The 15750-nt window shown below is 42.8% G+C and carries 10 protein-coding genes and 1 pseudogene; 5 read left to right on the top strand and 6 right to left on the bottom strand.

What is annotated here, in order from left to right; genetic code table 11:
- Positions 1-74 precede the first annotated feature (74 nt).
- The 5 genes from AC6IB1_RS14825 to AC6IB1_RS14845 form a co-directional block, all read right to left on the bottom strand.
- Positions 75-782: an HNH endonuclease gene (locus AC6IB1_RS14825; RefSeq protein ID WP_497567284.1), complete on the bottom strand. Its 708-nt coding sequence runs from the start codon at positions 780-782 to the stop codon at positions 75-77.
- Between the two features lie 130 nt (positions 783-912).
- Positions 913-2451 (bottom strand): replication endonuclease, encoded by a 1539-nt coding sequence (locus tag AC6IB1_RS14830; protein ID WP_497567285.1) that lies wholly within the window; start codon positions 2449-2451, stop codon positions 913-915.
- Positions 2435-2716: a hypothetical protein gene (locus AC6IB1_RS14835; protein WP_497567286.1), complete on the bottom strand. Its 282-nt coding sequence runs from the start codon at positions 2714-2716 to the stop codon at positions 2435-2437. The genes AC6IB1_RS14830 and AC6IB1_RS14835 overlap by 17 nt, the downstream gene beginning before the upstream one ends.
- Positions 2709-2951 (bottom strand): helix-turn-helix transcriptional regulator, encoded by a 243-nt coding sequence (locus AC6IB1_RS14840; RefSeq protein ID WP_114995976.1) that lies wholly within the window; start codon positions 2949-2951, stop codon positions 2709-2711. The genes AC6IB1_RS14835 and AC6IB1_RS14840 overlap by 8 nt, the downstream gene beginning before the upstream one ends.
- Before the next feature lie 87 nt (positions 2952-3038).
- The gene (locus tag AC6IB1_RS14845; protein ID WP_497567287.1) at positions 3039-3938 is read right to left on the bottom strand and encodes a hypothetical protein; all 900 of its coding nucleotides are present in this window, start codon (positions 3936-3938) and stop codon (positions 3039-3041) included.
- Positions 3939-4877: 939 nt separating this feature from the next.
- Between AC6IB1_RS14845 and AC6IB1_RS14850 the strand changes: the two genes are divergently transcribed.
- From AC6IB1_RS14850 to AC6IB1_RS14860, 3 genes are read left to right on the top strand one after another with little or no spacing between them, the layout of a single operon-like run.
- A complete protein-coding gene (locus AC6IB1_RS14850; protein WP_497567288.1) occupies positions 4878-6230 on the top strand; it encodes an AAA family ATPase in 1353 nt (450 codons plus the stop codon).
- Between the two features lie 38 nt (positions 6231-6268).
- Positions 6269-6973 carry a TOPRIM nucleotidyl transferase/hydrolase domain-containing protein gene (locus AC6IB1_RS14855; protein ID WP_497569151.1) on the top strand — a complete coding sequence of 235 codons (705 nt, stop codon included), beginning with the start codon at positions 6269-6271 and terminating at the stop codon, positions 6971-6973.
- Positions 6974-6987: 14 nt separating this feature from the next.
- Positions 6988-9084 (top strand): UvrD-helicase domain-containing protein, encoded by a 2097-nt coding sequence (locus tag AC6IB1_RS14860; RefSeq protein ID WP_497567289.1) that lies wholly within the window; start codon positions 6988-6990, stop codon positions 9082-9084.
- On the opposite strand, the gene AC6IB1_RS14865 is transcribed toward AC6IB1_RS14860, so the two are convergent.
- A complete protein-coding gene (locus AC6IB1_RS14865; RefSeq protein WP_497567290.1) occupies positions 9085-10320 on the bottom strand; it encodes a site-specific integrase in 1236 nt (411 codons plus the stop codon). It lies immediately after the preceding gene.
- A 386-nt stretch (positions 10321-10706) separates the two neighbouring features.
- On the opposite strand from AC6IB1_RS14865, the pseudogene AC6IB1_RS14870 reads away from it, so the two are divergent.
- Positions 10707-11386: pseudogene (locus AC6IB1_RS14870) on the top strand (IS630 family transposase); the annotation flags it as partial.
- A 455-nt stretch (positions 11387-11841) separates the two neighbouring features.
- On the top strand, positions 11842-15573 hold the full coding sequence (locus tag AC6IB1_RS14875) for a M66 family metalloprotease (RefSeq protein ID WP_497567291.1): 3732 nt from the start codon (positions 11842-11844) through the stop codon (positions 15571-15573).
- The last annotated feature ends 177 nt before the right edge of the window (positions 15574-15750 follow it).

Here is a 15750-nt window from a genome sequence, read left to right on the forward strand (position 1 = left end):
ATTTTCTTAGTACCAACAGTCATATCAGTTACCAGAAACTTACGAGTGAGAAAGGAAAAGCACCCCAAAAAGGTTTAACCAAAATGCTTTTCCCTATGGCAGTTTGGGCACAACGCCTCAGTATTTCCTATGACGTCTAGCCCACCATCAGAAAGCATTTTGATATGATGTACTTCCAAGTATGGAGTACCATCTTTTCGGTTAAAAGGAGCAGGTTTCTTACATGCCTCACATATTCCCTTAGCCATGAACAGACGTTCGGCAACAACGTCAGGATTCCTTCGATAATATTTAGATGTTCTCTCGACCACTTCCGGTTTTGATACTGCGGATCTCAGTCGCACAGAACGCTGTTTAGAACTATCGTCACTGGCCAGAATGACAGCCTTTTCAAAATCAGAAAGTTGAAAATATTCATCGCAGACAGCTAGATGTTCTTTATAAATCCGACGAACCGATTTCTGTGAATTTCCTTTGGTTGTTTCGTAGTATTCCAAGTGTTTTCTAACCGCTTCCAAAGCAATTTTTAGCCTATCTATCCCATATGTCTCATGGATAGTGGATAGGTAATATTGAGTAGCTTCGGCATTTATAGTCCGGGTGTACTGACGCCCTTTAAGCATGTGTTTGACAATTTCAATGTATCCGTGCGCTGAACTAGAGTTCATATCGAAAGAGTCAATAAGTCGCTGTTTAAGGCGAGACGGACTAATACCGTTCTCAAAGCATTCAACCCCCAGCTCAAAAGCAGCTTGAATTTCTTTAGTCGTAATCGCGGGCATTTTAAATCAATAAGTTATGAATTTTCGATACATTAACACATATATCAAATCGAATATTGATTCCACATTTAGAATGGAAACTAACAAAATACAGTTATTCACAGAACTCCAAGTAAAAGCACATCTGTCCCTAGGACAGATGCCACTCGTTGGTTCGAGTGATGATGGTCTTGCCACCCGTCGAGATGCCCTTTAGCACCTTCAAAAGCTCCTCTTCGCTATACATAGAGGTTTTCACAACGCCCGTTGCCGTATCCACGGCGAGTTCATAGTGTGGCGCAATAGCCTGTTCAGTGCGTTTACAGAACACACCTCCCATTAAGTCTGTAAACGTCTTCCAGCAACCTTTATCCGCTGCTGCATGGATTTCTGTCACTCGCTGACTTTCGCCCATCATGGCCTTTAAACGGCGTAATTCTCGCCAAACCGTTACCGAACAGCCACCAAGTTGCTGAAACTGGCGAATGCTCCAACAGGCAGCCCATGCATCCACCCTTGCCGCTGCGCATTTTGGGTCTTCACCGTAAACACCTGCTTCAAGGTTCTCACCATCAATATTTTTGGAAATATACTTGGCGATATAGCCTGTTGCTGAACCCTTATTAGGATCTATCTTCACTTCGGTGAAACGGTGCTTATCTGCGCCGTTCTCGTCGCCATCTTCGCGCATGGCGTAATCACGCATGATGTTTATCAAAGTGTCATAGTGTCGAGGTTCGACAAACAACAGTAAATGCCAATGCGGTGTGCCATCATGTTGCGGCTCTACGACGCGAAAACCATAGAAACGCACGTCTTCTCGCTGCAATTTTGCGCGAACCAGTTTCCAATTCTCGTTGAGATAGGTTTGTGCTTCTGCTGGCGTATAACCTTGCCATTTGGGGTTATCGTCGCCGGTAGTGGCATAGCTGCGGTGATACTTTGACGGGCAAGTAATGGTGAGGAAGGTGGCAACATGGCCTAGCTCGTTGGCGAGATCTTCAAAGCCACGCGCACGAACCATCAATTCGGTTTTGCGGATTTTTGGATCAGATACGCCTTTTTTCGAAAGCTCCAGCAGGCTAAAGCGTTGTCCGTATTGGTTGGTCATCATGGTCTTTGACAGATATCCCGTATGCTGGAATTTCTGTGCCGCTCTGGCGTTAAGCGTTTCGTCTGAGCAATAAATGGCTTTGCAGCGGTTCACTTCCCCAATGTGGCGCATGGTGGTTTCTATGTTTTTTCGCTGTGTCTTGCGAAGGTTACGCAGCCACCAAGACTTGTCTGACAGACGCCTTAATCGCCCTTCCTGCTTGTATTTATTCTCATCTGGTGGGGTAACACCGTAGCCACGGCAAATGACAGAAAGTAATGATAAGGCTTCTTCCTCGTTACCCATCATGGTTCGACGAATTGACAATGCAGAATCCACCAAATGTTCAGCTTCTTCCTGTAATTCATCTTCTGACGTGCTGAGGCTAAGTTTTTCGGGAGAAACAGTAAGCTTTGAAACAAGGCTATCGACCAGCTCACGAAGATAAGTATTTCTGGCGAACTTGTCTGGAATCGTGTTGTAACGGCTGAACAGTTTTTTTTGCGCTTTCGCTGGCAAACAGGAAAGGCGCTCTTTTACGAACGCCCTATCATCCCAATCAACTTTCGCCAGTTCAGAATCAGGAATGACTAACATCTAATGCCCTCCCAGCGTCGGTGAGTTCATAGCGCAGCCATGAAATGCCGTAATAGAAAACCTTTCTGCTAGTCAAAATCCCTTCACGTTGCAGCTTGATAATCGTCCGGTGCATCACTCGGATATCAAAGCCATCAGAGCAGGCGTAGCGACCATGAATTGACGGTTTGGTTGAATTGCACAACTCAAACCAATGCCCCGCCTGAAGTGCTCGAATAATGTCTCGAAGGTGCTTGTTTAACTGAGGCTTCTTAGCGTTAGGCATGATCACCTCCATCACAAACGAGGTGAGTTTGCTTGCGGTGGCTATCAAGCCATTGGTCAAGGTCTTCTTTCAGGTAACGGACGGCACGACCGATTTTGATAAACGGCGGTGCTTCGGTGCGGTTTAAGCGGTGGCCTTCCATGCGTGACTGACGCAGAAAGGAACGGCTCATGCCGATATAGGCGGAAGTTTCTTGTTCTGTGTATGCGCGTTTATTCGCGTGCTCTGTAGCCATAACGACATCTCCTGTAGTTCGTTGGGAGATACCGTAAGTGTCCCGATGGCATCGGGAAGCTAATCGGGAATGTGGTCGGGAAGGTTTTTAGTTTTGGCTTTTTCTAACCTCTGCTATCAAGTTTTGAAAGGTCTTGTACTTGGTGATTCTTACGGCGTCTTTCTGACCAAACCACTCGATTTCATCATTGTTCATGGTGCTGATCAGACTATCTACATCAATATTTTTCGCATCGGTTTGGTGATCACGCTTTATTGCGTTCCAAATGGTTCGCGCATTGGCTTCCCGATTGCCAGCAAGCACAGCACTTATCATGATTTTGATAGGATGCGTTTCAATACCGTCAACATTCACAATATTTGGGCTTTGAGGTGTATTTTTAACGGTTTCCAGACCAAACACTTTGTTAACCGATTCCAAATCAAACCGAAGCTGATCAATCCGAATCTCTAACGGTTTGATTGCCAATTCTTCATCGGTATCGAGCAAAGCATCAAGCAGACCTGAAAAGCCTTCCTTTTTCCACTCATCTGCCCCCGCTTTCGCTAATTGCTTTGCCCTCTGACCATAAACCGCCTGAGTACCAATCGACGCGAACGCCACAAAGGGGTCTAAAGGCTTATTCGACAATGCGGTAACTGAACTAAACCGAACAGATTTGGCTTTAGGGTAATCCGTTGATGCACTTCGCCAATTGGAAACGAACTCTGGTTCAAGGATAAGCGTCCGGCTGATAGCCGTTTTTAATGAAGAGAGGCAATCAATGGATTGTTTGGACGTGAGGCTCAATACCCCACGGTAATCAAAAAGGTTCGCCAGCGCTGGCCTATTTGGTTCTTTACTCTGAATTTGAGCGCCTAACGCTTTGGCATCAACCCACGCACAAAGCGCCAACTCACCTATTTCAACGGCATGAAGCAAATCACCTTTTGTTATGGAGGTAACATCATTGATTTCGTCTAAGCGGTAAAAACGTCTTTTTTGCATCCTTGCCTTATTCCCAGCCTTTAGGCTTGTAAACCGAACGAGCCGAGCCTAAAGGCCTACCCGCTTCGGCTGGAAGCCTAGTGTTTATGCGCCTTCATCGGTTAAGAAGCCGAAAGATTTATTTTGACCGAAAGAGGTAACCTAAAGGTTCATCTAACCGAAGTTGGTCGGTTAAGGAGCCGGCTTCCAAACCGAACTTACATCCGGTTAGATTAAGGCAAGTCGATAGCAGCGTAACCTCACAGCAAGTGATCTGGCTCGTATTCGTAGAACGTTACCGCTAGATACTCAGGCGATAGCAAGCCAAACGAATAGCCGATTCGGGTAGTTGGAACGTTAGCTCTATTGCCAAAGCAAATGAAACCGACCCACCACCAAATCATTAGTGTTAACTATCATATTCTTACTGCATAAAAATCTGTGCAATGACAAACTTTCATCCCGCCTTATTGGTAACCAACTAAATAGCTACTCCCAGTGTTTCGCTTTAGTGCCCTTACTAGAGTGCCCAGGGCAACCGCATGAGTTATCCAATCATTAAAATTAACATTTAGATAACTCAATTTATGTATCGCTAGTCACTGAATCGGTTAATTATCAAGCAAGACATGCTGCGATGATTTCTAAAACAAGCTCTCATTCGCATGATCGCAACATTTGATAATCATTGTTTAAACAAAAAATCAACTCATGCGGCCTCCCTGCTAGAGTGCCCTTACTAGAGTGCTTAGAGGTTGATTAGGTCTCATAGCAATGTGATCCAGTACTAGTTCGCATGAAATTAGCCAAAGTGTGTATAAGTTCGTTGTCACTAATGACTGTAATGTAAAGCAAACATCGTGATACATTTAAGCCTAGAAACGCTGACCACAAAGCCTTATTGGTTTGTAGTCACGAAGCTTAATCAAGTGAAGTTATTTCGATGTTTGTAGGTAAAACATGTATATAAAAAGCCTGAGAGTAAAAAATTTCAGAAAGTTCAAATCTACTGGTAACGAAGTACAGTTTGTATCGAAAGGAATTGGAAATAAAATTGAAGAAGGTTTTGAATCTGTCGCAAACGCTACCACTTTAATTGTTGGAAAGAATAATGCCGGCAAAACAACGATTACAAAAGCCCTAGAGTGTATCGTTGGTGGGAGCAAAAATATAAGAGGGAATGACTTTAACTTTCAATACCTACAGAGAATATTGAAAATGTTTGATCCAAAGAAAAACGATAACATCCTACCTGAACTTGAATTCTCTATAGTTATACATATTTCCAACACCAAAAAATCCAGCTTAGGAAACTTAATATACTTCATTGACTCATTCAACGGATCCATACCTGAAAGCATGGACATTAACATCAAAACAAAAGTACAAATAAAAGAAGCAGATGAATTTTCATCCAGCCTATCAGAAATAAAGAATAAATATAAAGATCAAACCAGGCTTCAATTTTCAAAGCTGATTTCACTAATTGACAAAACTGAATTCAAAGTATTTTATTATGATGAGAAAAACAACCCAATCACTAGTTCAAACTTTAAGATTAGCGATATAATTGAAATAAAGTCAATCTCAGCAAATAAAAACCTAAACGGCACAAATCTAGCCAAGGTGTTCAACAAAATAATAAAGAAAAAATACAAATCCCCATCATCAAACTCGGAGTACAATAATCTAATTGATGAAATAGACAAATTAAACATCGGGATTTCAGAAAATATTTCAAATACTCATAACAGTCTAGTTAATAACGTGCTAGGGAAAGTCGAATCATCAGACACTCTCAATGTAAGTCTAATCTCCGATCTGGACTTTGAAAAGTTAATGGCTAACCTCATAAAATATGAGTTTGACGAAGCGGGAATTTATATACCGGAAGATCAGTATGGCCTTGGTTATACCAATTTGGTTAGCATAGTCGGTGAGATAATTGACTACATTGAAGATTGCCCAGACGATTTAATACAGCATAAAGTAAACCTTATATGCATTGAAGAACCAGAAGCTTTTATGCATCCTCAGATGCAAGAGAATTTCATAAAATATATAGATGATGCAATTAAAACACTTATAGCTCATTGCGCTACAAAAAGCATCAACAGCCAAATTATTATAACAAGTCACTCAGCCCATATTCTTAATAGCAAAATACACTCAAGTAATTCATTTGACAATATAAGCTATGTCACTACTAGAAATGGTGGCATACATGTAGTAAATCTTAATGACAATGAAATATACAAAAAAGGAAAGAAAAGAAAAGAAATAACAAAGAAGAAACACAAGCTGAGTATTTAAAACGAAAAAGGGAAAATCTAAAGTTCCTTAAGACACATATAAAGTTCAAAGTATCAGAACTATTTTTCTCTGACGCCGTGATATTTGTAGAGGGCGTGACGGAAGAGACAATACTGAATTTCTATATTGATAAAAATCCATCTCTAAAAAATAAATATATATCGGTATTTAATATTGATGGGGCTCATGGCCTTGTTTACCAGCCATTACTTACGATTTTAGGCATCCCAACATTGATAGTTACCGATCTTGATATATTAAGGACAGAAGAAGAAAAGAGAAAATACTCACAAGTAAACGACTTGAATTTAAGAACAACCACTAACGCAACAATTAATTATTTTAGCAGTAACATTCCAAACCTAAAATATATAGACAAGTATTACACTAACAAAAATGTTCGCTGTGTTTATCAAATCGAGCAAACAAATGGATATTACGCTTCAAGCCTAGAAGAAGCAATAATACTAATGAATTGGGGCAATGAAATAATAAAAAAAGCCCTGTATTCAACCAAGAAAAATACATATTTACAAGTGACGAAAAATGGAAAATCAATAAAAGAAATTATACACTCATCATATTTACTCCAAAGAAAACTATCTTCAGATAAAAGCAAGTTCTCGAATAACTTGCTTTATGAACTTTGTCGTGAAGATGACATAGAGAAACATCCTGAGCTACCATCATATATTAAAGATGGCATTTTCTGGCTAAGCCTTAAAACACAAGATTCTTACTAATCTGGGGTTATGTAATGGAAAGAATAAAAACAATACCTCAAGTAAACTTAGACGAAGAACTAAGAATTCAAGAGGATATAAACAAAACCATCGAAGAGAAGTTTAGTTTTGTATTTGATTCAGGTGCAGGGTCTGGCAAGACATACGCATTAGTACAAACGATACAGTATATATTAAAAACTCAACGAGAGCGGCTAGAGAAGAACAATCAAAAAGTACTTTGCATAACTTACACTAATGTAGCCGCCAATGAGATTAGCAAGCGTTTGGGTAATACTGAACTAGTAAAAGTATCGACAATTCATGATACTTTATGGGGTTTTATCTCAAGACATCAAAGTGTTCTTCTTTCTATACATAAGGAAAAGTTAAGAAAGGAAATAGAAAACAGCAAACGCTCCCTTACTGATGAAAAACATAAAAAATCGGAACAACATGCTGCTTATAGAAGCCTCTCCCAAGAAGACAAAATAATTTTTCATGAATATATGTATTCAGTAAAAGATGCTTATCATGAAAATTACAACAAGGGAGCTGCTGACTTCAGAAATTCGTTAGGTGATGGGCTACAGCAGTTTGGCTCAATATCAAATAATGTATCAAAGCTAAAATCAATCGTTAATGAGATATTTAGAATAGATAATTACTCAGAATGTATAAAAGATATAGATTTGAAGAAAAAGGATTTCATCGATTATAACCAAAACTTTAACTCAGATGTGTTACATAAAATGCTAATAAGTCACGATACTCTTCTCGAGTATTCTGAAAAGGTTTTTTCATCACAGCCTTTGATAGCTAAAATTTTTGCTGATAAATACCCATATATACTGGTAGACGAATATCAAGACACAAACCCGCTTGTTATAAAATCTCTTGCGTTAATAGATGAACAATCCAAAGAAAACAACAATAAAGTGGTAGTGGGATATTTTGGAGATAAAGCGCAAAACATTTATGAAGATGGTGTTGGTGTTAAGCTAAAGAATATTCACAAAGGACTAAAGGAAATATATAAAAAATTCAACAGAAGATCTAAGGAAGAGATCATAAGTGTAATAAACAAAATAAGAAATGACGATATTATTCAAAAGTCAATCTACAGTACGGACGATAGAAATAGCAATCTTGGCGGTAAGGTTGAATTTTATCATCTACATAACTCAAGTAATCAAGAAGAGTCGGTTGTAAGATTCATAGAAGCGAACATCAAAAAATCAAAGGACATAACTAGAGAGAAAGTAAATTGCCTAGTGTTGACCAATAGGTTTTTGTGCCAACTAGCAGGCTTCCCATCAGTATATGATTTCTTTTCTTCTACAGACTATTACAGAAAGTTTTTTGATCAAGTCAATGTGGAACTTTTAAGTAAGGACACCCATAAGCTAGGTGATATTCAATTACTACTGTTCAAGATAATTAGACTGCATGATCATCTTAATTCAAAAGTCAAGCTGTCAGCGATAATCAGCGAGAAGTTAATTTCACAATTGAGCTCTCACGAAATAATCAACCTTCTTAATGAGCTTTCCTGTTTTAAAAGGAAAAGCATTATGAGTATCATTAAGTCACTTTTCGCTAAATATGAAGAATCGAGCAATCAATTCAAGAGCTTGATTAATGATATATTTAACATAGAAATAAGAAGCTATAATGACTTCCTTTTACACATAAGCTCTAAGCTATTCAATCTTAACGAGATGAGTGAACAAGAAAGAGAATTAAAATTAGTATTCGTCGATGATTTCCTTAAGTCGGATTTAACACAACTCCTAAAATGGTATAACCACATTACTGACAATGTTAAAGGTAATGTAATATTCCATACCTATCATGGAACAAAGGGGGTCGAGTTTGATAATGTCGTAATTATAATGGAAAATAGATTTGGGGTTCGTCAGCCAAATAAATTCAAAGACTATTTCATGAACTTAGGAAATGAAGACACTCTTGACCTAGCAAGAAGAGAAACACACGAGAACACAAAAAACCTGCTCTACGTATCATGTTCTCGCGCGAGGAAAAACCTAAGCATTTTATATTTAGATGATATATCTAGCTTCAAAAGCAAAATTGAAACTATTTTTAGTACAACAAACGAGTTTTCTTGATTATCCAATCAGGTTTACCGCAGCAGCCTTATGCTCTGGCGCTAGGTGTGCATATCTAAGCGTCATCTTAAGGTCTGCATGGCCTAGCAGCTCTCGGACTGTGTTCAGGTCAACTCCCGCCATCACAAGCTTACTTGCGAAGTGGTGGCGGAGGTCATGAAAGTTAAACCCTTCAATCTCAGCCATCTTCATTACCATGCCCCACGGCTTTTTCACCTCGGTCAGCGGTACGCCCATTTTTCCTTCGAACACATAGGCCGCTTTCTGGTTTTGTTCTCGCCAGTTGAAAAGAGCGTTGTAGGCTTCATTGTTCAGCGGGATGATTCGCCCCTGCTTTGATTTGGCGTTACCGCCACGAACTTGAAGGTATCGTTCAGTGAAATAGATGTCTGACCAAGTAAGGCTTAGTAGTTCGCCACGGCGTAAGCCTGTATTCATGGCAAGCAGGATAAGCGGCTCGACGTAATCAACGAACGTTACATCATCCAAACTGGGGAAAAGTTCACGGTGACGAATTTCTCTATGTTCATTGGCAGAACGCCTAGCAGCACGTGCATTCATATCACGTAGTTTTATGGCATGGCGTAACCGCTTTTCTTCGCTTTCGGTCAAGTAACGGACGCGAATGTTGTCCGCTTTGATGGTTTTCACTTTGCTCAGTTCGTGGGAATCAATCAGCCCCCACTCAACCGCTCGTGATAGAGCACCTTTTAACGAGTTAACGCTGTGATTGATGGTTGAAGGTGTTCGTCCCTTTTTTCGCTGTTCACTACGCCATTTCTCGATTTCCCACGGAGTGATTTGATCGAGCTCTTTTTCCATCAAAAAAGCAAAACGGCTTTTTATATGATTAACGATGCGATTTGCGGTTTTAGGGTTTCGCGTCATCAAAAACGGCAGATAACGCTCATCGAGGTAAACGGGCAGCTTTAAGTGCTTTCGGCGTTGATTTTCATGCCGTACCTGTTTTTTCTCTTCGTGTACGTCATTGCCTTTTGCTACCTCCCCCGCTTTCTCTTTAGCAAGGTCTCTCGCTTGTGCTGGCGTTATCTCATTGGCTGAACCCAGCTTGAAGTTTACCTGTTTGCCGTCGAAGCGATAATAGAGGTAGTAGACAATGCGCCCCGCCGAAGAAATCCGCGCATGGAAACCATGAATTTCGGTATCATTGATTCGCTTATCTTCAACACGAAGTTGCTTAATCGTGGTAGTGGTGATTTTCTTCTTTATAGGCATGATTTTTTGCTTCCCTGCAACTCGCCGCGCTCGCTGTGTAGCATATATGTAGCAAATCAATCATATTCCGATGGATTTCGATGAACAACAGAAAACACAGAGAATTACGACAACACACTGATTTTAATGGGTTTATTTGTTCATTTTCGTTCATCCTTGTTCATTGAAAAACAACGAAAAAAGCCCCTCATAATCGATTGGTCCCCAGTTCAAGTCTGGGAGGGGCCACCAAATTCTAGAAGGTTAGTAAGCGTAGTGCTCACTAACCTTTTTTTATTCCTGTCGATTTTTAGTCAAACAAGGGATAACTACCCTTGCTGTTTCGCATGAAAATAAATCACGTTATCTATTGCTGTAAGCCAATTCCTGAACTCCACGCCATTGCCTATCACCATACTCACCAGATTGTTGCCTATGTTCTGGCGCAATTCGGCGTCTGCTATACCGTCGCTGGCATGAACAAGTGGCTGCATCACCACGGTTTTAGCTATAAAAAGCCTAAAGGTGTCCCTCACAGGTTTGATGAGGCTAAACAGCAAGAATTTGTCGAAGCCTACAAGGCACTTAAGTCCAGTTGCGGCAAAGAGGAAACTATCCTGTTCATGGATGCGGTTCATCCCACTCAGGCCACCAAACTCTCTCATGGCTGGATACGTACTGGGCAGGACAAAGCGATTGAAACCACGGGAAGCCGCAGTCGCCTCAACATTGTGGGTGCATTAAATCTCTCTGAGATTGGCCGCACTGTTATCGATAATTACGAGAGCATCAACAGCGAAAACATCGTTAGGTTTTTGTGCAAGCTGAGAGAAAGCTACCCACTGACGCATAAGCTCCACCTCATTCTGGATGGTGCAGGGTATCACCGAAGCGACTTAGTAAAAGACGCCGGCTTTGGAAAGTGATGAACGAGCAGGTAAGGAACAATGTCTACTTCAAAAGTAAACGGGATTTTGAAGCGGCTATTGGCCGATTTTTCACTGTGATCCTTCCACAAATCGCAGGCTCTTTAGCGTCTCGTATAAATGATAATTTTCAAGTGCTCAATCCTGCATCTTCAAGTTGAATGGGTATATTCATAATATTACACGCAACCTTCCTTCTCTCAGTCTCTTCTTCGCAGGTAAGTAAGATATGGAGATCACCAGTCTCTAAGCACACTCACTCCGAACTCTGCAAGATGCAGCGCCTTAGTAAAGTCGCGTTACTGTCTGTACCCTTTTCATGTCTGGCCTCGTTTCTCATCATTGCTCATACCTCCATGTCAACGCACCATCCCTGGCGTATGTCACCTACTAATCAATAGGTTATAGGTACATAATCTGAACCCGCTATACATTATCGGCATGCAGCTTCGCGCTGAATGGAACGAAAGTCCCAATCTTGTTACGCCTCTTTGGTGATCTTTTTTGCCATGCAAGATAATCATGCGGTATCCAATTATTGATACATTTGTCATGATAACAAAACACATTTGAATGCATTTATAGACAGCAAACGTCTCTATGTTGCGGGTATTTTATGAACAAACGTAAACTATCAATACTAATAGCAGCTGCCCTAAGCAGCCTCAGTGGAGCCGTGCAGGCCTCGCCGGAGGAACTGAAACGCGTCGGTGAACACGCATTTGCACAAATCGAGCAGTTAAAAACATTGGCAGAGCGTGGTGAAGGCACATTCAAAAAAGGGGACCACACCTATCTGCGCTATAACGGCCATGAGTATTTGGTCAATTTTGACCACTATCCTAATTTCCCGTTTATGTTGGGTGGGGATGACAGTGCGTATCGCGCTGTGATTGACGGACTGGATGACCGTTGGTCATTCATGATGAATGACGGCGGTTTTTATCTGGTCAACAAGGAATTCGGAGGCATCAACTTTGATGGAACACAGTCAGGGTGTTACATCCAGTATTCTCCCGCGGCAAAAGCAAAGGGAGATGATACCGTTAGAGCCCCGATGATCCAGCGCATCGAAACATCAGATTGCCGAGATGTTACGCCAGCAACACCTGAAAGCCTGGTTGCAAGCAGCCTTTCCGATCAGGGGGTATCCCTTGTTTGGCCTGAAAATGAAGGCACATTGGCAACGCTCTCCCTTTTCCCCGTATCAGAGCCTACTGCCAAGCGTCAATTTGAACAGGTCAGTTCTGGCTTTTTTATTGGTGATTTAACGCCAAATACTACCTATCAAGCTGACATCTCATTTTGTAATGATGCAAGCTGCAGCGCACCAAAAACGCTGACATTTACCACCGCCCCTGCTCGCCATGGCTTTGTGGACGATCTGCCTGTCACCAATAGCCTGACCGGCGATTTAGAGGGAAGGCTGACGTTTGCACAAACCAATACCGATAGCGCACCTTACGGTAATGAGCATGGTCTGTTCCCAGACCCTGTCATGAAACGTGCTGCGCTGCTGCTGTTTACGCCATCAGATCGCACCATCAACCAACTGTGGGTTGAAGTGTATCAATCCGGTGAACTCATCCACCGCATGCCGATGACCCCTCCGAGCGCTCTGCCTGAAAACGATCAACCTGATAATGGCCGTACCAAGGTGGTGTACTCCCATTATGCGTGGTCAGCAAACATGCAATGGGATTGGATGCAGCCTGGCCTGTCACTGCGCATTACTGACAATACTGGCCGTACCGGAGAGCTACCTGAAACTGGCATTTACTTTGGCGGTGCGCCTGAGTTAGTGATCCAGAATATCGACATGGGCATGCTCACCCCACCACGTGGTCAGAACACCATGATCCAGCAGATGGCAACACTGGCAGCGGACTATTACCAGAAGATCCCGGTTTCAAAACTGGTGATGGCGGATTACACGCCGGCACATTTTGAAAAAGTGACGATGCCAAACGGGAAAGTCTACACCACAAAAAGCGACAGCACCGGTGGTTGGCACAGTGGCGACATGCGTGAGGCCATCGGTAAAGCGCTGGTATCTACCGGCATTAACAATGCAAACTTCGGTATTTCAGATTCTGCAGGTGCCTCACAACAATACAACCGTCATCGTGGTTTTAACCACATTACGGCGCACACTAACGTCGGCGTCTATACACACCCTAATGGCGGCTCACAGACTGTTGTTCATGGTGGCAGTGGTGGCGGTGGTATCGTCACACTAGAAGGCACAACCGGTAATGAATGGTCACATGAACTTGGTCATAACTATGGTCTGGGTCACTATCCTTACATGGCATCCGTTCACGATCAGGAGTCAGGTTGGGGATGGGATGCATTCTATCAACGCTTTATCGGTAACCTTCACTGGACAGGCGAGGCATACACCCAAGAGCAAGGCGGTGAGATTGTTCCACCATTTAAAGGGGAGTTCCGCTTTACCCGGGATGCACAAGCTGGCGGTGAAGCAGAGAAAATCGGCACTATTAGCCGGTTCACTCTTGAACACCCTGCTCAAAGCCGGAAAACTCAGAACTGGTTAAACCAAGCGGCCAACCTGGATAGCAGCAGCCCAAGCGGCTATGTACGCTGGAATGGACACACCCAAGCTTATGATGTCGTTCAGACAGAGGCGCCCAAACCGTCTCAAACAGGTGTGCCTGTCGTCACATTACTGGGCGTGTACGATCCAATGAATCAGCTACCAAGCCAGATTTATCCGCCGCTGTATTCAAACTACGGCAATGTGTTCAATCTGCCACAACCTACCGATATTGATTTCCAAGTGGAAGGTTGGCTGCCAGTAACGTCCCTAACCGATGCACAACTCAACGCTGATATTTGGCGGAAAATGCGGGAAAACGGCGAGCTGAAGCGAATTTGTCAGTTTACTTACACCGCAAGTAACGGCCAGACTGCTCACTTCGTCGGCGCTGAAAACCCATCACTTTCCCGCTGTGAAGCCGGTAAAGATATGTACTGGGATATCAATGGCTCACGGGAGGCGATAGTTTCACAGCCAAACGACTACGCATTACTGTCTAAATTCGGTAATGGCAAAGTGACCTACCAGCCAACAGCTGACATTGGCGAGCAAGAACTGTGTGTCTTGGATAAAGGGAATATTGACCACGAAGGTGCAGGCTTTGTTAAAGACAATGCTTGCCAGCAACTTCCAGATATCAAACACAAAGGCGGGGCTGACTGGTACTACTCATCTCGCCAACCTGGCATCTGGTATCCACATTTTGATGCTCAACGCGTCTGTAGCCTGACGGTGACACGTCACGATGGTAGCCAAGAGCAAATCCAACTGGCAAATAGCCGTCATAATGGTGCAGAAAGCAACAAGTTCCACGTAAACCTGCCAATGACCGTACCGGCTCAGGTTACGCTGAGCTGCGAGGATGCACAGGGCGAAACTATCCTTGACACCCTGACACCTGATCAAAACCCACCGATTGACAAACTCAACGGACCGGTAGTGATTGGCCAGGAACAAGGTTATCGCCAAGTGGTCGAAGCCATGCCTACGTTCAATGAGCACCAAGGGCTAAAGACCATGGATTTTGCGTCCTTTAGCGAATTTGATGCCTATGTTGCGGCACATTGGGGTGGCGGTGAAATCAATAACGGTGTCACCTCTAACGCCCGCCGAGCTGGTGCATTGTATGTCTATGCGAACCCAAATACTGGTACCCGCGATTACTTTATCATGGCCAATGAGAACGCAGGTCTCATGCCCAATAACCATCAGAGTAACGACGACTGGCACTTCCTGGGATCAGCCGATGACTATGTCAACCTGGCGTTGAACCCAGTGAAACTGAACCGTAATAGTGGCGTAGATACCGCAACGCGTGTGGCGCAATACTTCGGTCAGGATCGCGTGCTGAGCTGGGATGAGCGCACAACGACAAAATGGGGTGAAAGCGAAAATGCTGTCTTCGCAACGGGAACAGATGAAAGCGGTGAACGCCGTTACTTTATCCAAAAACGTCCGGGACAAGGCGGCGAGTTCCCTTGGTATGGTTCAAACGATGACTGGTACTTCGTAGGCTCAGATACCACGATTGAACGTTTGGTGACTAAACTGAAAAGTTCTGTTACCACCTTCGAGGATGAGCTGCTGACATGGTACAAGCAAGACACCATGCGTGAATGGGGTGATAACGGTACCTACGGAAACGTAAACGATATCTATGTTTATCATTTCCAAGGGGGGGAACACTATTACCGTCTGAAAACCCACCGATACGGCTATTTCCCATGGCCAACTGATCCCAATGTCAGTAACCATGAATGGGAATATCTCGGTCATTATTATCAATAAATAATGCCCTTATGCCCCGACAGGTCCGCACTTGTCGGGGCATTTTTTAATGTAGGAATAAGTCAGTGTGCTCTGAAAGGAAGATTTAGAACCTGAAGATGCGTGAGGATACACTATTCATGTTTTATACCGGGATTTAACACTACACTGAATAAAAGATGTAAGGTCATGAGTCCT

Source organism: Grimontia sp. THUN1695 (assembly GCF_059704325.2).